Here is a 21915-nt window from a genome sequence, read left to right on the forward strand (position 1 = left end):
GATTAGATTTTTACTAAGGCATATGAAATACATATTTATTACAGGCGGTGTTGTGTCGTCGTTGGGCAAGGGTTTGACCAGCGGAGCATTGGGTGCTCTCTTGGAAACGAGAGATTTGAAAGTGAGAATAAGAAAATTCGACCCTTATTTGAATGTGGATGTGGGCAACATGAGCCCTTTTCAGCACGGGGAAGTTTACGTTTTAGACGACGGAACCGAAACAGACCTCGACTTGGGGCATTATGAAAGATTTACAAACAGCCCTCTCAGCCGCTTAAACAGCACGACTTCGGGCAGAATTTACGAATCTATAATACAAAAGGAACGCCGCGGAGACTTCGAGGGCAAAACAGTCCAGGTAATTCCGCATGTTACAAACGAAATTAAGAGCGTCCTTTACGAATCGGGAAAAGACTGCGACGTCCTAATAACCGAGCTTGGCGGGACTACGGGAGATATCGAAGGCTTGCCGTTTTTGGAAGCTTTCCGCCAGTTTTCTCTGGAAGTAGGCAAGGAAAACGTCCTGTTTATCCATGTAACTTTAATCCCATACTTGAAAGCCGCGGGAGAATTGAAGACTAAGCCTTCCCAGCAAAGCGTTGCAAAATTGCGGGAAATAGGCGTCCAGCCCGATATTTTGATTTGCCGCACAGAGCATCCCATAAGCGAGGAAATGCGCCAGAAGCTTTCGATGTTCTGCAACATAGAGCAAAAAGCGGTAATAGAAGAGCAGGACGTGAAAAATTCCATATATGAACTGCCGTTAGTTCTTTCAAACGAAGGACTTGGAGATTTGGTTGTGGAAAAGCTCCATATTGACGCAAAAAAGAGCGACATGTCGAAGTGGAACGATATAGTAAAGAAAATTCTCTATCCGAAAGACAATGTTAAAATTGCGGTCGTCGGAAAATATGTTGAGCTTCAAGACGCGTATAAGTCTGTTTACGAATCTCTTGCGCATGCGGGCATAGGCAATGACTGCAAAGTTAATATCGTCAGAGTCGATTCCGAAAACATAGAAAGAGACGGAGCCGAAAAATATCTAAGCGATGTTGACGGTATTTTGATTGCGGGAAGCGTAGGCAACAGGGGTATTGAAGGCAGCATTGAAGTTGCCAAATATGCGCGCGAAAACAAAATTCCATACTTTGGCATTTGCATCGGCATGCAGGTTATGGCGATAGATTTTGCGCGAAACGTTTTGAATTTAAAAGACGCAAATTCAACCGAGTTCAACCCCGAAACTTCGGCTCCAGTCGTTTGCTCGATGGAAGAGCAAAAAGGCGGAAAATCAATGAGAATAGGCGCTTATGACTGCGAAATTAAGCCAAACACAAAGGCTTTCGAGGCTTATAAAAAGCATGAAACAAGCGAACGTCACCGCCATAATTTCGAGCTTAACAACGCTTTTAAAAACAAGCTCGAAAATGCGGGAATGGTTGTCGGAGGCGTGAACAAGAAGTTCGATTTGGTTGAAATTTTGGAAGAAAAAGACCATCCGTGGATGGTCGGCGTCCAGTTCTACCCCGAATTCCATTCTAAGCCTTTTGCGCCGCATCCGCTGTTTTTGGCATTTGTAAAAAGCGCGATTGACCGCAAAAACAAGTAGTTTTTACAAAACAAAAAACGGCGGAATTTGAACTTTCCGCCGTTTTTTTTAAAACAATTAAATTTTAAACCGCTTTATTTGGGTTTTTCCCGTCAGATTTTCATACCATTTCAGGCAGCTGTCGGGAATTTTTATCTCTTCCAAAATTTCGCTGAAATTTACCGCGGGGGTTTTTACCCTTGAAGATATGCATGACATGTCGAGACTTAAATCAATGTCTCTTGGCAAGTTCTTTTTTACTATGAATTTTTCGCAATCAAGCGAAAATTTTTCGCAAATGAGTTTTGCCGCCTGATACCTCGAAAGGCTGTCCAAACCGCAATAATGGTAAATTCCGCTGATGTTCGGACGTTCAAAAAGCTCCGTTATAAGTTCTCCGACCCTGCTTGCAGGCTCAAAACGCTTGATTTCATTGTCGGGAAGTTCAACTTTTTCTCCGCGCGCAAAAGCCAAAAAGAGCTTTTCGTCAAAGGAGCGGTTCTGCTTCAAGCTCCTGCCGCAGACGTGTGAAATGCGCAAAACAACGCTAAGAGGCGCGGCGTATTTTAAAACAGAATTTTCAGCCATTAGCTTTGTCTGTCCGTACAAGTTGAACGGGCAGGGAACATCTGTATTTTTGTACGGCGCGCAGGTTCCGTCAAAAACCATGTCGGTTGAAATGTGGATAAAGCGCGAATTCATGTGGTTTGCGAGCATTGCAAGCTTTTCGGGAAGCCGCGCGTTAAGCATATGCGCAAGTTCGGGATTTTTGTCAACGACTGCGGGGCTTGAAATTGCGGCGCAATTTAAAATTGCTTCGGGGAATTTATCCAAAAAAAAGCGTTCGACAGTCGAAAAGTCTGTCAAATCAAGCTTTACGGTTTCCACGCCGCCGATTTTCGGAAAATCCGCACTGTTTGAAATTGCGGTAACCTTATGACCCCTTGAAACGGCTTCCTTTATGAAATTGAAGCCGACAAGACCTGTTGCGCCTGTACAAATTATTTGCATGAATAAAATGAATAGAAAATTTATCTGAACTTGCAAATAATAAAATCAAAGTCAATAATTCCAAAGCAATGAAAATCGAAAATATTGTAAGAAAATCAGTTTTGAGCCAGCCTGTTTACCAGGCTGGAAAACCCATAGAGTATGTCGCAAGGGAATTCGGGCTTGACCCGGACGGCATTTTGAAAATGGCGTCCAATGAAAATCCGCTCGGTCCCTGCCCGAAAGCCATCGAAGCCGTCAGCCGTTCCCTCGATAATTTGAACTACTATCCCGACGGCGGATGCTACGAATTGGGCAGAAAAATTTCAAAAGTAATGGGTTTAAATCCGAGCCAGCTTGTGTTCGGCAACGGCTCTAACGAAGTAATCGAGCTTGTTGCGCACGCGCTTTTGGGCGAGGGAGACAACGCGGTGATGGGCGCGCAGTCGTTTATCGTTTACAAGCTTTCAACCCTTTTGATGGGCGCGGAAGCCCGCGAAGTTCCAATGCCGTCTTTGCGCTACGACTTGTCGCAAATGCTCGACGCTGTGGACGAAAAAACAAAAATCGTCTTTCTTGCCAATCCGAACAACCCGACAGGCACGGTTTTGTCGCAAAACGAAGTTTTTGAATTCGTGAGAGCTTTGCCAGAACATGTCGTTTTCTGCTACGACGAGGCTTATGGGGACTTTCAGGATAACCCCGTTGATATTCGCGGTTTGATTGCGGAAGGCAGAAATGTCATAGGGCTTAAAACATTCTCGAAAATTTACGGGCTTGCGGGTTTGAGGGCGGGCTACGGCTATTGCTCCGAAGAACTTGCCTCGTACATAAACAGGGTGCGCGAGCCGTTTAACATGAACTCTCTTGCCCAAGTTGCGGCGATGGCGGCTTTGGACGACGTTGAATTTTACGAAAAAAGCAAAAAATTGAACAAGCAGGGCAGAGAGCAGATTGAAAAGAAATTCAAGGAACTCGGCGTTGAATACATCTCCGAGGGCGGAAACTTCATTATGGTCAAAGTTAATGACGCCTTGAAAAAATTTGACGCCCTTCAAAGGGCGGGCGTAATCGTGCGCCCGAATGTCGGCTACGGTTTGCCGGACTGGCTGAGAATCACAATAGGTTTGCCCGAGCAAAACGAGCGTTTTTTGAGCGAGTTTTCCAAACTTTTGTAAGCGCATGAGAGAGGGGCTTGCAGAACTGCTTTTGGGAGGCGCCGCCGCAATGCTTTCGTTTGTGGCGAATATGACTTTTGTGTCGATTTCGTACGCGGTTGCGGCGGTGCGCTTCGAGAATGCGGACGCAAAGGAAAAGGCGCAGCTTTCAAAATTCGAGCTGCGCCTGATAGAAAAATCCAAGAAAGTCGGCATATTTGCGGCTCTCGGGGCGAGATTTTTTCTCATGGTGGCAACGTTTGCCTTTGTGTGCGCGTCTTACGGGGTTTTAAAACTTTGCGATGCCGAGATGGGCTCCAACACGGCTTTAAAAATAGTCGCCTTCTCAATACTCATAACGCTTTTTTTGCAGTATATTTTTTGCGACTTGCCGTCCGCATGCTTTGCTTCTCAAGAACCCGTAAAAACCATAAAGCGGCACTCCAAATTCTTTTCGATTTTTTATTATGCGGTTTTTCCGTTTGAAATAGTAGCCCGCAAGGTCTCCGAAAAATTTTTCGGAAAGAGAATTTCGGAAGACGACGCGTCGTTTGACCATATCGACGTTTTGGTGAAATTGCGCACCGAAGAAGAGGAAGGCGACGAGCTTTCGCCATACGCGAAAAAAATAGTCCGCAATTCGATACGCTTAAACGAGCTTGAAATTTCGGACGTCATGATACCGCGCAACCAGGTGCAGTTTTTCGACATTTCCGATACGGTTTCGGAAAATTTGAAAATTGCCGCAAAATACGGGCATACGCGCTATCCGATTTGCGACGGAAATCTGGACAACTGCCTTGGAATTGTGCGCATCAAGGATATTTTCAGGGTTCTTGAAAACGGCGAGGAAGTTGACCTCATGAAAATCAAGCGCGGCATCGTCAAAGTTAAATACGAAGAGCCTCTCATTGACGCGCTCAAAAAATTGCGCCGCAACGAGCTTCACATGGCGGTTGTCGAAGACGAATTCGGGGGCATAATCGGCGTATTGACGCTCGACGGAATTTTGGAGGAAATTGTCGGGAAAATAAAAGACGACATCATAGACCTTTCAAACGCGATTTCAAAAATCGGCAAAAACACTTACAAAGTCGCGGGGCTTGCGGCAATCCACAATGTGGAGGACTTTTTGAACGTGGATTTCGACAATGACGAAGTTTCGACTTTCGGCGGGCTTATAACAAACATTCTCGGAAGGTTTCCCGAAGAGGGCGAAAAGATACAGATAATGTCTCCGCGTATGAATATTACCGTTGAAAAGGTGGGGCTTAGAAAAATAGACGAATGCAAAATAGAGCTGCTTTCGCAAAGCGGGGAAGAGGAAAAATAAAATTTTTGCAAAATGAATTTCGTACATTTACATCTGCACACCGACCATAGTTTTTTAGACGGCTGCACGCGCATAGATAAACTTATGAAGCGCGTCGGCGAACTTGGCATGCCCGCTGTCGCGATGACCGACCACGGCAACATGTGCGGTTCCATTGATTTTTACAATGCGGCGAAAAAGGCGGGAGTAAAGCCTCTTTGCGGGGAGGAAATATACTTTATTTACGACCACTCGATGGCGGATCGCCCGAAGCGCAATGTCGAAAAATCCGACGACATTTCCGATGTCGAAAACAACGAGGACATGTTGCGCCCCGAAAATTTCCCGAAGTATCAAATCTTCCACAAGACGCTGATTGCAAAAAATTACGAAGGTTATTTGAACCTTGCAAAAATTTCGAGCGAGGCGTTTTTCAGGGGTATGTATTACAAACCGAGAGTCGATATTGAAACTCTTGCCAAATACTCAAAGGGAATAATCGCGCTTAGCGGCTGCCTAAACGGGGTAGCTTCCCAATACCTGCTTTATTCGGACTACGAAAAGGCGCGCGAAGCCACCGCGAAGTTTGTGGATATTTTCGGCAAGGAAAATTATTTTATAGAAGTTCAGAACCACTTTTTGCCGATGCAGCAGAAAATCATTCCGGGCCTTGTGCGCCTTGCGAAGGATTTTGGGCTGAAAATTGTTGCGACAAACGACTCCCACTACGTTTATAAAGCCGACGCCGAGGCGCACGACGCCATGCTTTGCATTCAAACCGGCAAGCTGATAAAAGACGAAAAACGCCTGAAATATCCTTGCGCCGAATTTTATTTGAAAACGCGCGAGGAAATGGAAGCCGCGCTTGGGGAAATAGAAGGCTGTCTTGACAACACTTTGCATGTCGCGGAAATGGTTGACCTTAAAATACCGCTTGGCGAAAACCATTACCCGCGCTATGAAAAACCCGTGGACGTTTCCTTTACTTCGGACGAAAAAAATTTCATACGCATTCTGCATCTTTACGAAGTCAAGAAAAACGAAGTTTTGAAGCAGAACGGGAAAGAGCCGAATTTTAAAATCAAAGAAGAGGACTATCCAAAATATTTCAAAAACGGGCTTTTCTTGTTCGATCTCTGCAAAAAGGGGCTTATGGAACGCTATGGCGTCGATTACGATAATCCGGATGCTTACGTCCCCAAGGAAAACGAGCCTGAAAACCGCGCAAGAATGCTTTGCGACAAGCTCGACTACGAGCTTTCAATCATAGTCGGCGCGGAGTTTGTGGATTACTTTTTGATTGTGTACGACTACATCAACTGGGCGCGCTCCCAAAATATTCCCGTAGGGCCGGGGCGCGGTTCGGGCGCGGGATGCATGATAGCGTATATGCTCAAAATTACGGACATCGAGCCCCTGCGCTTCGGGCTGCTCTTTGAGAGAATGCTCTCTCTTGAGCGCGTTTCTCCTCCCGACTTCGACGTTGACTTCTGTCAGGCGCGCAGGGACGAAGTTATAGACTATGTGCGCAAAAAGTACGGCGAGGACAGAGTTGCAAACATCATTACTTTCGGCACTCTCGGTGCGAAAGTTGTAATCCGCGACTTGGCGCGGGTAAACGATATGCCTTTTGAAGAGGCAAATGCTTACGCAAAGAAAATCCCCGACGACTTGAAGATAAAGCTAAAAGACGCCTATGAAAAGTCCGACGAATTAAAGGAGTACCTGCAAAAATCCGCTCCCGCGCGCCATATTTTCGACCAGGCGCAAATTTTGGAAGGCATGATAAGGCAGACGGGCAAGCATGCCTGTGGCATCATCATCGGAGACCAGTCTCTTGACAATTTGGTGCCGATGATGATTCAGGAAGGCACACTTACGACGCAAGTCCCCAAAGGCCCTTCCGAAGAGCTTGGGCTTTTGAAAGCGGACTTTTTGGGGCTTAAAACTTTAGACGTAATTTTTGAAGCGCAGGAAAACGTGCGCAGAACCCGCTCAAATCCCAAATTCGACATAGAAAAAATTTCGCTCGAAGACCCATTGACGTACCGCCTGCTAAACAGCGGCATCACAACGGGCGTCTTTCAGCTTGAAAGCGAAGGCATGCAAAACCTTTGCAGGCGCATAGGTCTTAGCGCGTTTGAGGAAATCATAGCTCTCATAGCTCTTTACCGTCCGGGCCCCATGCAGTTTATCGACCAGTTTATCGAGGGCAAGCGCGACAGTTCTAAAATTCAGGTTCCGCACCCGCTTTTAAAGGATTTGGTAAGCGAAACATACGGGGTTATTGTTTACCAGGAACAGGTCATGATGGCGGCGCGCATAATATCGGGCTACACGCTTGGCGAAGCGGACTTGTTAAGGCGCGCAATGGGCAAGAAGAAGCCCGAAATCATGGCGAAGCAAAAGGCAGTCTTCGTCGAGCGCGCCGAAAAAACCAATGGAATAAAAAAAGATGAAGCAGAGCGCATTTTCGCCATACTCGAAAAATTTGCGCAGTACGGCTTCAACAAGTCCCACTCCGCCGCCTACGCAATGCTTTCGTACCGCACAGCGTTTTTGAAGGCGAATTATCCTGTCGAATTTATGGCGGCGGTGCTTTCGAGCGAACTCGGCAATCTTGACAAGGTTTCAAACTTCATCAACGAATGCGAGTCGATAAACATCAAGGTTCTCGGTCCCGATGTGAATATTTCGCGCGAAGGGTTTACGCCTATAATAAATTCCTCGTGGAAGCCTGCCGAAGGTTTTATGTTTGCAGATTCCGCAGGCTCCATAAGGTTCGGGCTTGCGGCGGTTAAGGGCATAGGTGAATCCGCCGCGCGGCAAATTGTCGAAGAGCGCGACAAAAACGGCGATTTTAAGGACATCATAAACTTTGCGGAGCGTGTCAATGTAAACAAGCGCGTAATGGAAAGCTTGATTTTGTCGGGCGCGTTTGATTCTTTCGGAATAGACAGGGGCGCGCTGATTGCGAGCGCGGACGCGATTTTAAACCACGCAAACGACTTGCGCAAAGACTTTGCCGTCGGGCAGACAAACTTGTTTGACATGTTTGACATTTCGGAAACAGGCACAAAAAAAGATGTTTCCTCAATTATCGACACTTCGGTTGCGCCGATGCCGATTGCCCAAAAATTGCAGTCGGAGAAGGAGCTTTTGCGCTTCTATGTTTCGGGGCACCCGATGAACGAGTTTGCGGGAATTGACGACGCACTTGACTATTTGCCTTCCGAAGCCTTGGTCAAGCGCATTTCGCGCGACAGGTTTAGGTTTTGCGGCGTAATTTCAAATTTGACAAAACGCCTCACCAAAAAGGACAACAAGCCTTGGGCGTATTTCACACTGTCTTCGAGGCATGGAAAGTCATTGCAGATAAATTTCTTTCCCGCCGCCTACGAAAAGTGCAAGGACATGCTTATAGACGGCTCGTGCGTCTGCGTTGTCGGCGAATGCAGGAGCGAAAACGGCGGAGACGTAAGGTTTAACGGAGAGAGCGTAAGTTCCATGTCTTTTGCCGCGACAAGCGCGATAAAAACTTGCGATTGGGTAATCGAACCCGAAATGCACGCGCAGCGTTTCATAAAAATGCTTTCAAACTATATTTATAAAGACGCGGGGGCAGGCTCGGTGGAGCACCGCATTTTTTTGAAGGCGGGCGCAGAAGATGTCTTGGAAGTCGCCGCTTCCGAAAATATGCGTTCGGGGTTTAATGCGAGGGCGTTTAAGCTTTTGTGTTCCGAACCCGCGCTCATAAAAATGAAGGCGCGGGCAATTCCCATTCCCGAAAGGGAAAAGCCCAAATGGGGCGGCTACAAAAATAAAACGGCGCAATGAGAAAATTCCCGCGCAAAATTGGAGCGGGTCGGTTGCTTTTTGGAAAGCTTTTGCAATAAGATTTTGGCAAGTTGCGGAATCAATGTTCTGCAACTTTTTTATGGATTTTGCTTTGTATTTCTGTTTTTAGCGGCGCACTTTTTATGGCATAAAAAAACGACACCGAAAAATATCGGCGCCGTCTTTTGCCTAAATCTTTCAAAGGCTGTTTTTGCCGAAAAAGCGGAGCTTTCATCAAGCCTGCGTTGCCGCGGGATTTTCAAAAGCTTGCGGGTTTTTCGCCATCGTTTGCTCCTGCGCTTGGCTTTCCTTTTTAGCCTCTTTTTTGGCGAGAATTTCTTTGATTTCGTCCAAGGTTTTTACTTTTTCAAAAACAATGTCTTTTACCAAGTCGCCATCAATCGTTTCAAATTCGATTAAGGCTTGGCTCATTAAGTCAAGCTGGGCGCGTTTCTTTGTGAGAAGTTCGCGCGCACGGTTTTCCTGAAAATCTATGATGCCTTTAATTTCATCGTCAATTTGCTGCGCAGTCTTTTCGCTGAAATGTCTGTCGCGGGCGATTTCTTTGCCGAGGAATATGTGCTCTTGGTTTTCGCCTAACGCTATCGGGCCGAGAGAGCCCATGCCCCAGTCGCAAATCATTTTGCGGGCGATTTTTGTCGCCTGCTTGATGTCGCTTGCGGCCCCGTTTGTCACTTCTCCGAAAACGACCTCTTCGGCCACTCTGCCGCCGAGCGTGGAGCAAATTTGGTTTAAAAGCGAAGTTTTGGATTCCGTCAAAGTGTCGCGCTTTGGCAGGAACATCGTTGAGCCGAGGCTTTGACCGCGCGGGATAATCGTGACTTTATGGACGGGCATGTTGTTGTCGTCAAGGGCGCACTGCGTAAGGGCGTGACCCGCTTCATGGTATGCGATGAGCTTCTTTTGGTCGTCGTCCATGAGCCTGCGACGTTCCCTGCCGAAAAATACCTTGTCGCGCGCGATGTTTATGTCTTCCATTGAGACGGTCGGGCTGTTGCGCCGCGCCGCGGTGATTGCGCCTTCGTTTAGCAAGTTTGCCAAATCCGCGCCCGAGCATCCGGGGCAGAGACGCGCAACTTTTTCCAAGTCAACGCTTTCGTCGAGCTTGATTTTTCGCGCGTGGATTTTCAAAATTTCTTCGCGACCCTTTGCGTCGGGAGTGTCTATTACAACCTGCCTGTCAAACCTGCCGGGGCGCAAAAGCGCGCTGTCCAATACGTCGGGGCGGTTTGTCGCGGCGATTATTATTATGCCTTCATGCCCGTCAAAGCCGTCCATTTCCGTAAGGAGCGAATTCAGTGTTTGCTCGCGTTCGTCGTGTCCGCCGCCCATGCCTGCACCGCGCTGTCTGCCGACAGCGTCGATTTCGTCGATGAATATCAGGCAGGGAGCGTTTTTGCGCGCCTGCTCAAACATGTCGCGCACGCGCGCCGCGCCAACGCCCACGAACATCTCCATGAAATCGGAGCCGCTGATTGAGTAAAACGGAACGTTTGCTTCGCCCGCGATTGCCCTTGCAAGCAGGGTTTTGCCCGTTCCGGGAGGGCCCATCATCAAAATGCCTTTGGGAATTTTCGCCCCGATTTTTCTGAATTTTTCGGGAGTTCTCAAAAAGTCCACAATTTCGGCGACTTCCTCTTTTGCTTCGTCACAACCCGCCACGTCGTCAAATGTCGTGCGGTCTTTGTCGGGCGAAAGAAGCCTCGCGCGGCTTTTGCCGAAGTCCATGCCCATTTTGCTCGACGCCCTCATCTGTCTGGAAATCAGAAAGAAAATCACGCCGACAATCAAAAGCCCCGGAAGAAATGTGAAAAACACGTTGCTCCATACAGAGCCCGCGCTTTTTTCGGAGATTGTCCATGGTGCCGTCGGAGAAGTCAAAATCTGGTAATTATCCTCTAAAATGGTGCCGCTGAATTTGAACGGAAGCTTGCGCGGAGTGTCGGCGGGTGCGTCTTCTTTGCCGAAGCGCGGATTTTGAATGTAGCCGTTTACTTCGTACCAGTTTGCGCCTCCGTTGGGGTCATTGCGGATGTTGAGGCTCAATATGGAGTCGTTTGCGGCTGCCTTCATGAGCTCTTTGATTGTGAAAGTCTGCTCGGACGGGCTGTTTCCGTCCGCAAAAAATTTGAGCATCATCAGTATCAAAATAAGCACTATCCAGACAGACAGCGTTTTTGCCTGATTTTTTCTTTTTTTCAAAATTTTAAAATGTTCGTTTCCCATAATAATATATTTGTGCGAGCGATTATAAAATCACATTATTTTCCAAGGAAAAAGCAATATTTTCAATAAGCGGGCTTGTAGGTCAATCTAAATGCGCGGCCGACATCATTTAATTTGCAAAAATCGGCGATAGCCAAACTTGGCGACCATATTGCCTCTCCCGAACTTAAACAGACAAGCGGAAAAGACTTTCGTTTCAAAACAGGCGTTTTTTTTGCGCTCATCATATCTTTTACAAGCCGTTTTGATTTTGAGCCGATTGGCGCGTAGGCGTCGGAAGGCTCTGTGTTTCGGGCAAAAAGCCCTGAGGGCATTGGGCGGACGAAGGCAAATTGCGATTCGTCGAAATGCCCGCCCTTTATTTTTTCAAGCATTGCGCTTGAAATTTCCGCTTCTTCCAAAAATATCGAACCGCCGATTGGCAGCTTGTTTTCCCCGAAAGTTAGCGAAATCTCCCACTTTGCGGCGGGTTTTGCCTCTATTATTTCAAGAGATTTTTCCTTCGGATTAAACAGCATAAAGCCCGTTTTAAGGCTGGTTTGGGCGGATTTGCCTTTTAAGCATTCGTCCAAAAACAAGTCAACTGCGCCCGCTCTTAATTTTTGCCCGTTTTGCGCCAAAAGCTTTTGAGCCGCCCTGCGCAGAAGGGCTTGGGAACTTGCGGCAAAATCGCTTAGAAAAATTTTTTTGCCCTCTGGTTTTGTTTCGCGCAAAAACGCATCTTCGATAAACCTTGCGTCCTCTTCGAGGAGCTTGCGCGTTCTGAAAGCCGAAGACGCAAAGTTTGCGCCGCAGGCGTTTTCAAAAAGAGGCAGAACTTCGTTTCGGATTTTATTTCGCAGAAAAATGCTTGAAAAATTAGATTCATCCTCACGCCATTTAATGCCGAATTTTTTCAGGACGTCTTGGATTTCAGGCTTGGCAAGCGTTAAAATCGGGCGGATTTTTATAAGCCCGTTGGATTTTGCGACGGGTCGGGGCGCGCAAAGCCCTTCGAGTGCGGAGCCGCGCATAAGGCGCATCAACATCGTTTCCGCGACATCCGTTTTGATATGCCCCTGCAATATGGCGTCGATTTTCAGCTTTTTGCATTCTTTTTCAAAGAAGTCGCCGCGCAGTTTGCGCAGGCTCTCTTCCGAAATTTTTTTGAGGCTTTTTTGGCGCGATTTTGCGACCAGCTTTACGTCGAGCTTTTTGCAGAGCGTCTTGCAAAATTCTTCGTCAACATCCGCGTTTTTTCTGACTTTGTGGTTGAAGTGTAAAGCGGTTATATTTTTGTTTCCGCAGAGAAGTTTGGCAATGTATAGCAAAAACACGCTGTCGCTTCCGCCGGAAAGCGCGACTGCGAGTTTTTTCCCCGAAGCCAGCTGTTTGCGGATTTCCGCCAGCGCACTTTGTTCAAGCGCGTTTTGGTCGAAGAAAAAGTTTTCAGGCGAGAGAGTTTGTTCCATTAGAATATAGCTGCGCTTAGAAGGGTTGCGGCTGTTATTGCGGGAGGCAAAATCCATTTTGCGGGGCTTTTGATTTCAGGATATAAAAACAAGCTTGCCAAAATTGCCCATTCGCAGGCAAACGCCGCAACGGGGGAGATTTTAACGTTCAATACCACTGCTAAATCGGAAAAAATTTTTGCAGAGTTTAACATTATTTCAAGAATAAAAGCGGCAATCGAATTTGTAATCGGGCACAGGAAATTCGGCAAAACGACGGAAGCTGCCCCGCAGGCGACCGCCGCCGTCGCGCCCAAAACAAAAGGAATTGAAAGGAATGCCGAAAGCAAAGGCACATAGCCGAAATAGCAGGAGCAAAGCGGCGCGCTTGCAAACATTGCGGCAATTCCAATGCAAAGCCCCGCAATAATTCCGCGCTCGCATTTAAGGTAAATCCGCCTCGGGAGAGGGGGATTTTTCAATTCAAAGCCGCGCAGATTTTGTATTTTTTGCGACAGGGCTTCATCGAGTTCCACCGCGTACAAAACTATCGCCAAAACGACCGAGTAAGACAGGGCAAAGCCTGCGTCAAAGAGGTTTGACGGGTTAAACGCAAGTGATATGAAAAATGCCGCGACAAGAGAGGCAAATGTTTTGGGTTTGCGCAAGAATGCGGAAGAAATCCAAACCGCCGAAATCATTATGAACGCCCTCATCGCGCTTGGCGCGGATTGGCAGACGCTGACATACAAAAATAAAATCGGCAAGCTTATGGCAGGAGCCGCTTTTTTGGGAACGCGCAAAAGATTCAGGATAAAGTAAATAATGGAAGCGAGCATTCCGACGTGCAGTCCGCTAACCGCAAAAATATGCATTGTTCCCGTAAGCTTGAAATCGTTTTTTGCGTCTTTGGAAAGATAGGATTTGTCGCCCAAAATCATTGCGCGGAACGCCCGCGCTCCTTCATTTTCGGCATTTTTGCCGCCGTAAAAAGTTCCGAGCTTTTCTGCGATATATTCTCGCGCGGATTTGTAGAGCGAATACGGAAATTTCGCGCTTTCAATTTCCGTTTTTTCCGCCGAATATGCGTTGAAAAATATGTTTTGATTTAAAAGATAATTGTTAAATCCCTCTTCTTTTTCCACTTTGCGGACTATGAAACTACCCCTGATTTTGTCGCCTTGCCAAATGTCTTTTGCGTCTTTTGCGTAGAACCAGATTTTGCTCCCCTTTGCCTTTGCAAAATTTTTCGACGCGGAAAGGACTTTGCCGATGCCGTACGAAGCTCCTTTTTCGTTTCTGCCGGCGCGCTCTGCGAAAATTTCAAGCTCTGCTTCTTGCGAAGTGAAGTCGGGGTAAGGATTTTGAGGAGGTATTGAAATTATTGCGCCCGAGATGAATGCCAAAAGTATCATTGGCAGGCGGAGATTTTTGTTTGCGATTATAAAATGAAAAACGAGCGCGCCCGCCAGCACGAGAAGGGCGGACAAAATGTTCGCGCCGATTTCAAAATAGCGCGACAATGCTATGCCGAACGCGAATGCGAAAGCGTATTTTGCAAGAGGGGCTTGGCGTCTGATTTTTGAATTAACGTCCGTCATTTACTAATTCAAGAGGCAGAACGGCGTCTCCATAGCTATCAAACTCGATTTTTCCCGACACGCCCTCAAATGTTTTGCCTTTTAAGAGAAGTTTTGCCGCTTTTGCGTCTTTTGCGGCGTTTAAAATTGCGTTTGCGGTGATTTTTACCGAGTCGTACGCTACTGCCGCCGCAAGGTTTGGTCGAGATTTGAAGCGTTTTTGGTATGCCGATTTGAATTCTGCCGCGTTTGTCTTGCCAAGCTCAAACGCGCTTTTCACTTTTTCGATTTTCAGGTTTTTGAAGGAGTTTGCGCCTTTATTTTGCAGGGCGCAACTTGCGTAAATCCTGCCCTTAAATCCCGCTTCCGAGAGAGACTTCAATATTGCGTTTTGCTTTTCTTCCGGGGCGTAAAGCAGTACATAGTCGATATTCGTTATGCTTTGCGCAAGAAGGCTGAAATTTTCTTCGTTTTCCGAAAAGCTTTCGGTGAAAATTTTTATGTTTAAGCTGCCCGTTTGGAACTTTAAAAATTCGGTGCAACTTTTGCCCAAAACGGAGTCTTCCGCCAAAATTATTTCAGACTTCTTTTCTTCGGTTTTTGCGGTGGGGATTTTCTTTGTCATTTCTTCGCAGACTTGCGCTCCGTTTAAAAATATGCGCACCGCGTTTTCGGTTTGCGTCGCAATCGGGGGATATTGGCTGAAAAAATTTACGAGCGCGCCCGTTTCTTCAAATTTTTTCAGCTCGAACGCGCATTGTTTCGTAAATCCCGCGTGGATAACATCGGCATTGCGTAGTTTCAATACTTCGATTGCGGTATAAAGCTCTTCTTTTGAATTGCCTGTTTCCAAAAAGAGCAGGTTTATTTTTGAGGAATTTTTTGTTTGAAGACTGTTGAATTCCTCCGCCGCAAACGTCATTGCATTTTTTATTTCAGCCGCAAGCTCCGAGTTTTCGCTTTTGGGCAATATGACGCCCATTTCTATTGGAGACATTGCTTTCAGCGCGATTTGGCGGTTTGATTTTTCAACGTTTGAGACGCATCCGAAAAGGATTGCCGCTAAAACTGTTAAGATTGGAAGTCTTATTTTCATATAAAAAAACAAGCGGAAAAGAGCAAACTTTCCCGCTTGAAGTCCTTTATTTATTTTCCTCGTCAGGATCGGGCATTTCTGTGAAATCCTCGTCTTTTGGCTCGCTTTCATCAACGGAAGGCGGGATGTCTTCGGTTGCGTAATAGCTGTGGTAGCTCTTGTTGTAGTAAGACGTGCTGTACATTCCCGCGCTTGAAACATTCACCATATTCATTATTGCGCCCAATATCGGAACGTTGCTTTCAAGCAGTCTCTTTATGTAATTTTTGATGAGCTTGCGTTTTATTGCGTTAAACTTGATTACATAAATCATTCCGTCAACGTATGGGAGAATGGAAACCGCGTCGCTTACGGCACCGATAGGCGGAGTGTCTATGAAAATCTTGTCGTATTGCGAGCGCAGTTCTTGCAGCATTTGCACGAATTTTTCAGAGTTCAAAACCTGGGTCGGATTTGCGGCTCTGCGTTCGCAGGGCAGAACGTCCATATTCGGGAAGTATTCGTGCACGATGCTTTCCTGCAAGGTGTTTTTGTCTTCGATATATGATAAAATTCCCGTTTCCGTATTTAAATCCAAAATCTTTGATATTGCCGGCAAACGCAAGTCTGCGTCGATTATCAAAGTTTTTTCTCCGTTCATCGCCGAAGTAAACGCGAGGTTTGAAAGCACGAAGCTTTTACCTTCCGAGGGCGTTGTGGATGTGGAGAGGATTACTTTTGCGGTTTTTCCGATATGGCTTAATTTTATGGAGGAGAGGACAGCCTTGAAGGATTCCGCCGCGCCCCTGTCGGCGTTGGAGGCTGAAACTTGCGCCTTTTCGGAGGAATTGAGCCTCTTGATTCTCGGAATTGAACCCAAGAGCGGAAGCCCTATGATAGATTCCACGTCGTATGCGGATTTTGCCTTGTCATCGAGGAATGCGACGGCGAAAGCCATTACGATGCCGCCCAAAATGCCGCCCAAAACACCGATTATTATGTTCAAAATGTAATTCGGGCTTGACGGTTCGGAAGAGCTTAGGGCAGTGTCAACGATTTTAGCGGAAGCGGGTATCAAATTGACTTCCGCCAAACGCTTGTTCATTTGAAGCTGCATTTCTTGCAAAAGCATTTCTGCCGCGTTCTTTTCGCGTTCGATTACCTTGTAGGCGACTGCCTTGTCGGAGAGGTCGTTACGTTCGGCATTCTTTTCGGCGAGAGCCTTTTGGAGGTTTTCATAGTTCTTTTGAACCATCTCGTAGTTTGCGGCAATTTCTTGAACAGTGGATTTTACCGCGACGTTGAGCTCGTTGTTGGTCTGTTCGAGCCTGCGCGTAAGCTCAATCATTTTCGGGTGCTTTGCCTTGTAGCGTTTTTCATATTGGGCAAGGTCGATTAAAAGCATCGAACGCTGTTGCAAAAGCTGAGAGACGTGCGGATTTGAGCGGATTCTCGGCAATTCCCAAAGGTTGCCTTTTTCGCGTTCGCATTCCTGTATCAAACGCCATTCCGTTTGGGCGGCTTCGTAGTTTTGCTTTGCTATCGTTACGGAAGTAGTGAGGTCCACAAGCTCTTTTGCAAGCATGTCAACGCGCTGGTCGAGCGATTCCGCCTTGTTTTCCTTGCGGTAGTTTACGAGCTTTGATTCAAGTTCGCGGACTTTTGTATCCTGGAAGTTTACTTTGTCGCGCAAAGCTTCAATCATCATCAGCATGTCTGAAGAGTTTGTCTGCTGGGAGTAGGTGATGAATTCCTTTGCGTACAAGTTTGCGACTCTTGCCGCGAGGTCTTTGTCGGGGTGGGTGTAGTCGATGTTTACGACAAAGCTCATTCTGTTTGGCGCAATGTTGCGGTTACGAATCAATATGCCTTCTTCCGTGATTTTTGCGCCGAAAGTAATCATGTCGTGGTAAGGAGCCATCAAGCGTTGGGCTTCGTCGGGCTTAAGCTGCTTCTTTACGAAAGAAACGACTTCCATTGATTCCAAAAGCTTGATTTGCGTGTTGAAGTCCTGCACGTCCCTGATGTCGTCGCGGCGGGAGCGGTCGGCTTCAACGGGCTTATCGACGCTTCTTAGGATTCTGATTGTGGCGCGCGAAGTGTAAACGGGCGTGACTCTGAAAGTATAAAGAATGCTGCCGGACAGGATAATCAAAAAAGTGATTACTATGAACCAGATTTTTTCGCGCAAAATTTGCAGATAGTCGGCGAAAGTTCTGTTTGGAATTTCATTTCCCTGCGGAGCCGCCCCGTAATTTTTGCCGTAAGGGTTTCCGTAAGTGCCGTAATTTCCGTAATTTCCGTATGAGCCATAGTTTCCGTATCCGTTATAGTTTCCGTATCCGTAGCCATATCCGTATGATGCCCCGTATCCGTACGACGGGTTGGAGCCTCCGCCGTTTGAAAAAGATGAAACCACCTTTTTCCTTACGACTTTTTTAGGCGCATTGTTTTGCTGGGTTTGCGCGTCTTTTTTTTCTTCGCTCATTTTTTTAAATTGTTGTTGTGTTTTAAGATATGGGAATTCTTGTTATATGATGTCTTCCTTGACTTCGATGATGTCGCCGTTTTTGATGGGGAAGTCCGGAGCTTGGTCTGTAAGAATTTCCCTGACATTGATTGTGAAAAGTTCTTCCTTGCCGTTTTCAAGCTTGCGCTTTACCAAAACCGCGCGGCGGTTGGCTCTCGGGGAGAAGCCGTTGCAGCCAGCGATTACTCTTGTAATGGTCATCTTGTCCGCCTCTTCGCGCGGAAATTCATATTCGCAGGGGCGCGCCACAAAGCCCAAAACATAGCAACTCTGCTTTGCATATTCGCGTATGAAGAGCGAAACTTGCGGTTTTTGCAAATAGTCTTTTTCGTAAAGAGCGGTGATTTTTTGCTGAGCTTCTATCAATGTTAAGCCCGCAATTTGCACTTTGCCGATAAGGGGCAGTATAATTGTTCCGTCAGATACGATTCTTGCGTCTATGTTTGACAATTCAGGCTCTTGAAAGACGCTCATTTGGATTACGTCCATCGGACGCAACTTGTATGAAGGCGAAGTTTGTTGGGCATGCGCTGTTTGGGCAAAAATTGCGCTCGCAAACAATAGGATAATAGTAAAGTATTTTTTCATAAATCATTTCCCATAAAATAGGAAATGTATGGTGTTTTCAAGTAAAATTTCTTTTCTCCGCAAATTGCGGGATTAAATTTTTCGATGCTTAAAAAACAAAAAAGCGGCAATTTGTATTTTGCCGCTTCTTCAAGATTAAAAAATTGCGTTTTACTTCAAATTCAACTGCTTTACCAAAGCCTCAAAACCCGCTTCGTTGGAGATTGCCAATTCGGAAATCTGCTTTCTGTCAAGCTCGATGTTGGCTTTCTTCAATGCCGCCATAAATACGCTGTATTTCAAGCCGCGGACACGGCATGCCGCATTTATTCTGGCAATCCAGAGCTTGCGGAATTCGCGCCTACGGACTCTGCGGTCGCGATAGGCGTAAACGCCTGCGTGCATCTGCGCGTCTTTTGCGAATTTGTAGAGGCGGCTCTTGTTGCCGAAATAGCCTCTGGTTGTTTTCAAAACACGCACTCTTCTTGCGCGCGTTTGAACTGCATTTGTTACTCTTGGCATGTTTTATTCTTTCTTTTTTTTATGGTCTGGGGGTCGCCTTTGCACCCTTTCGACGCTATTTTTTACTGTGCCTCAATAGAATTATGCAAAGGGCATTGCGGCTTTCATGTTTGCCGCTACGCCTTCCGCAACTTTCTTGTCATGACCTGCAACTCGCTTTTGCTTTACAGATTTGCTGCGGAGCAAGTGGCGTTTGCCGGGGCTGCGGCGGAGAAGTTTACCGCCTGCCGTCAACTTGAAGCGTTTTGATATTGATTTTTTTGTCTTTTGCATTTTTCCCTTTAATTAGAAAACTCGTAAATAAAAAGTTTTAAGTGTCGGCTGTAAAGCTTTTTTTGCAATTTTTTTTGCATTGCGGCTTTTGGCGTGGATTTTTTTGTCAGAAGATTGATTCTCTCGACCATTGTTTCGGGGCGGTGGATTTTTCGCTTTCTCTTCCTGCAATCCTTTCGAGGCGTTTGATTGAGCCGAGGTTGGTTACGTTCTTGTAGCCGAGCCTTTGAAGTTTTGCCCTCGCTTTTTCGGCGCGGACGCCCTTTTTGCAGTAAACGCCTATTTTTGCGTCTTTTGGAATATCGTATTCGGCAATTTCTTCTTCGATAATGTCAACGGGCATTGATATTGCGCCGCTTACATGGATTTCGGAAAATTCTTCGGGCGTGCGGACATCTATTATGACTTCGCAATCGTGGCGTTCAATGATTTTTTCGCTCGGGATTGTGGTGGCGCACCCCGCGAAAATAATTGCGGAAAGGGCGGACAAAAATATGGTGCATATGTTTTTCATGATGGCATTATGACAAATCATAAGGGTCGATGTCGAGAAGTTCTTGTATTTCTTCGTCAAATTTAAAGTTTTTGCGCAGGGCGTTCAGTCTTTTCGATACTGCTGTTATTGACGAACAGAAGTACCAGATTTGCCATCTGTAAAAATCTTCGACCTTTTCTATCGGGGCGGGAACAGGGCCGCGTATTTGGCAGATTTCTCCGATTTCCCTTTCTGCCGCTTGCGCCCACTGCTCCGTGTAGTATTCGAGCTTTTGCAGGGAGCGGCTTTTAAATATATGGCGGATTAGCTTTGTTGCGGGCGGGTAGTGGTATTCTATCCGCGCAGAAAGCTCCTCTTCCAAAAACGACTCCATGTCGCTTGTCTTGGCGTATTGGATTGGCGGGGCTTCGGGCGTTCTGGTTTGTATTATGACTTCTCCGCGCGCGTTGCCTCTTCCCGCCCTTCCCGCAACCTGCACTATCAGCTGGTAGGTGTGTTCCGACGCCCTGAAATCGGGGATATGCAAGCTTATGTCGGCATTCACGACGCCAACCAAGGTCACCCGCGGGAAATCGAGACCCTTGGCTATCATTTGCGTTCCGATTAAAATATCCATATTGCCGCGCCTGAAATCCGCAAGCACTCTGCGGTAGTCGTCTTTTTTCCTCATTGTGTCGGCGTCCATTCTTCCTATTCTTGCCTGCGGAATTATCGCCTTTAAGGTTTCTTCGATTTTCTGCGTTCCGAAAGAATGCCACTTCGCGTTTTTCGAGCCGCATTGCGAGCAAGAAACGGGGGCGGGCTTTTGGTAGCCGCACATGTGGCACTTCACGATGTTTTCGCTTCTGTGCCACGTCATTGAAATTGAGCAGTGGGGGCATTCTTCGACATGCCCGCAGTCGGGGCATTCGTAAACTTTGGAATATCCGCGCCTGTTTAGAAAAAGCATTGACTGCTCGCCGTTTTCAAACCTTTCGTAAAGCTTGTTTATAAGCATGTTTGAAAGCAGGGTGTTCGGCTTTTCGTATTTCATGTCCACAATCTTGATTTTCGGCATTTGCGCGCCGTCAATTCTCGACATTATTTTGCTTTGCGAGTACTTTTTTTGGCGGACATTGTAAAGAGTTTCAAGAGACGGGGTTGCAGAGCCTAACACGCAGACCGAGTTGGACAGATGCGCGCGCATTACCGCGGCGTCCCTTCCGTTGTAGCGCGGATTTTTATCCTGCTTGTACGCGCCGTCATGCTCTTCGTCAACTATGATTAAGTCGGGGTTTTCGATTGGGGCGAAAACGCAGGAACGCGCCCCGACGACGACCCTCGCCCTGCCTTCGGCAAGTGCGCGCCAGGCGTCGAGCCTCTGCCCGTCCGAAAGACCGCTGTGCCAGACCACAAGCTCCGTACCAAGCCCTCCGAGGCGCGAGCGCAAGCGTCCGACTGTTTGCGGGGTAAGCGAAATTTCAGGCACCAAAAATATGCAAGAGCCCCCTTTTTCGAGGACTTTTTGCATTGCCTGCATATATACTTCCGTCTTTCCCGAGCCGGTAACTCCGTAAAGTAAGTGGGCTGCAAATTTTTTTGATTCGATTTTTGAAACAATGTCGTTTAGCGCGGCGGACTGCTCTTCGTTTAGCTTGTGCGGAGTTGACGGCACCCTTTCGGCGTCTGAAATGTCGTCTAAATAGGCGGCTCTTTCCATTGTTTTTTCGGCTTCGGAAAAAATGCCCTTTGAAATCAGCGACTGTATGGCGGAATCGCTTGAATGCGCCATTTTTAAGATTGCGGCTCTTAGCATCGGAGCCTTGTTTTCAAGCAGGATTTCGTAAAGCTTTGCCTGGGCGGGCGCGCGTTTTGAAAGCTTTTCAAGCTCGGTGTTATCGAGAATTTTTTTAATCGACACTTCTTTTGCGAGCATAGGGTTTTTGCCGCTTCTAACCACCGCGGGAATCATTGATTCAAGCACGCTTTGCATTGAGGCGCAATAGTAGCTTTTCATCCATTCGGCAAGTTTTATCAAGTCGGGGGTAAGAACTCTTTGCGGTTGGACAAGCCCTTGGATATCCTTTAACTTAAACCCCGCATTTTCCGAATTAAGCAGTTCTGTAACCACGCCTTCTGACAGCCTGTTGCGCAGGGGAACCCGCACCATTGAGCCTTTTTGAACCTTGCCAAAAAGACAGGGCGGGATTTTGTAGGTCAAGGGCGCGTCCATTCCGCTAAAAAGCGCGACTGTTGCCGAATCGAAATTTTCCATTTTAAAATTAGAATATTGACCAATAAGCCGCGGCGTGTCAATTTTGTAGCATTATAA

The 21915-nt window shown here is 46.9% G+C and carries 15 protein-coding genes; 4 read left to right on the forward strand and 11 right to left on the reverse strand.

The annotated features are described in order from the left end of the window. Positions 1-22 precede the first annotated feature (22 nt). The gene (gene pyrG / locus MOX91_RS03715) at positions 23-1609 is read left to right on the forward strand and encodes a CTP synthase (protein ID WP_370396734.1); all 1587 of its coding nucleotides are present in this window, start codon (positions 23-25) and stop codon (positions 1607-1609) included. A gap of 57 nt (positions 1610-1666) precedes the next feature. Here pyrG and MOX91_RS03720 read toward each other — a convergent pair whose 3' ends face one another. Then, entirely contained in the window at positions 1667-2599 is a 933-nt protein-coding gene (locus tag MOX91_RS03720) for an SDR family oxidoreductase (protein ID WP_370396735.1), read from the reverse strand. 68 nt (positions 2600-2667) lie between these two features. Between MOX91_RS03720 and hisC the strand changes: the two genes are divergently transcribed. From hisC to dnaE, 3 genes are read left to right on the forward strand one after another with little or no spacing between them, the layout of a single operon-like run. Continuing rightward, positions 2668-3756 (forward strand): histidinol-phosphate transaminase, encoded by a 1089-nt coding sequence (gene hisC, locus MOX91_RS03725; RefSeq protein WP_370396736.1) that lies wholly within the window; start codon positions 2668-2670, stop codon positions 3754-3756. 4 nt (positions 3757-3760) lie between these two features. Further along, positions 3761-5068: a hemolysin family protein gene (locus tag MOX91_RS03730; protein WP_370396737.1), complete on the forward strand. Its 1308-nt coding sequence runs from the start codon at positions 3761-3763 to the stop codon at positions 5066-5068. A 12-nt stretch (positions 5069-5080) separates the two neighbouring features. Beyond that, entirely contained in the window at positions 5081-8884 is a 3804-nt protein-coding gene (dnaE, locus tag MOX91_RS03735) for a DNA polymerase III subunit alpha (RefSeq protein WP_370396738.1), read from the forward strand. Between the two features lie 234 nt (positions 8885-9118). Here the strand turns inward: dnaE and ftsH are convergent, their stop codons facing one another. The 10 genes from ftsH to priA all read right to left on the reverse strand — a co-directional run bounded on the left by ftsH (position 9119) and on the right by priA (position 21858). Further along, positions 9119-11107 carry an ATP-dependent zinc metalloprotease FtsH gene (gene ftsH / locus MOX91_RS03740; RefSeq protein ID WP_370396739.1) on the reverse strand — a complete coding sequence of 663 codons (1989 nt, stop codon included), beginning with the start codon at positions 11105-11107 and terminating at the stop codon, positions 9119-9121. 86 nt (positions 11108-11193) lie between these two features. Next, positions 11194-12582: a tRNA lysidine(34) synthetase TilS gene (gene tilS / locus MOX91_RS03745; RefSeq protein ID WP_370396740.1), complete on the reverse strand. Its 1389-nt coding sequence runs from the start codon at positions 12580-12582 to the stop codon at positions 11194-11196. Continuing rightward, positions 12582-14162, reverse strand: coding sequence for a ComEC/Rec2 family competence protein (locus tag MOX91_RS03750; RefSeq protein ID WP_370396741.1), 1581 nt, complete (start codon positions 14160-14162; stop codon positions 12582-12584). Before MOX91_RS03750 ends, tilS begins: the two co-directional genes overlap by 1 nt. After that, complete coding sequence (locus MOX91_RS03755) at positions 14149-15237, reverse strand: ABC transporter substrate-binding protein (RefSeq protein WP_370396742.1); 1089 nt, start codon at positions 15235-15237, stop codon at positions 14149-14151. Before MOX91_RS03755 ends, MOX91_RS03750 begins: the two co-directional genes overlap by 14 nt. A 46-nt stretch (positions 15238-15283) precedes the next feature. Continuing rightward, positions 15284-17704: a GumC family protein gene (locus tag MOX91_RS03760; RefSeq protein ID WP_370396743.1), complete on the reverse strand. Its 2421-nt coding sequence runs from the start codon at positions 17702-17704 to the stop codon at positions 15284-15286. A 42-nt stretch (positions 17705-17746) separates the two neighbouring features. Continuing rightward, the gene (locus MOX91_RS03765) at positions 17747-18334 is read right to left on the reverse strand and encodes a polysaccharide biosynthesis/export family protein (RefSeq protein ID WP_370396744.1); all 588 of its coding nucleotides are present in this window, start codon (positions 18332-18334) and stop codon (positions 17747-17749) included. A gap of 150 nt (positions 18335-18484) precedes the next feature. After that, complete coding sequence (rplT, locus tag MOX91_RS03770; protein ID WP_370396745.1) at positions 18485-18835, reverse strand: 50S ribosomal protein L20; 351 nt, start codon at positions 18833-18835, stop codon at positions 18485-18487. A gap of 81 nt (positions 18836-18916) precedes the next feature. Continuing rightward, entirely contained in the window at positions 18917-19108 is a 192-nt protein-coding gene (gene rpmI / locus MOX91_RS03775) for a 50S ribosomal protein L35 (protein WP_370396746.1), read from the reverse strand. Between the two features lie 106 nt (positions 19109-19214). After that, complete coding sequence (locus MOX91_RS03780; RefSeq protein WP_370396747.1) at positions 19215-19622, reverse strand: rhodanese-like domain-containing protein; 408 nt, start codon at positions 19620-19622, stop codon at positions 19215-19217. A 7-nt stretch (positions 19623-19629) separates the two neighbouring features. Next, positions 19630-21858, reverse strand: coding sequence for a replication restart helicase PriA (priA, locus tag MOX91_RS03785; RefSeq protein WP_370396748.1), 2229 nt, complete (start codon positions 21856-21858; stop codon positions 19630-19632). Between the last annotated feature and the right edge of the window lie 57 nt (positions 21859-21915).

Origin of the sequence: Intestinicryptomonas porci, from assembly GCF_033971905.1 — a bacterium.
GTDB lineage: Bacteria > Verrucomicrobiota > Verrucomicrobiia > Opitutales > Intestinicryptomonadaceae > Intestinicryptomonas > Intestinicryptomonas porci.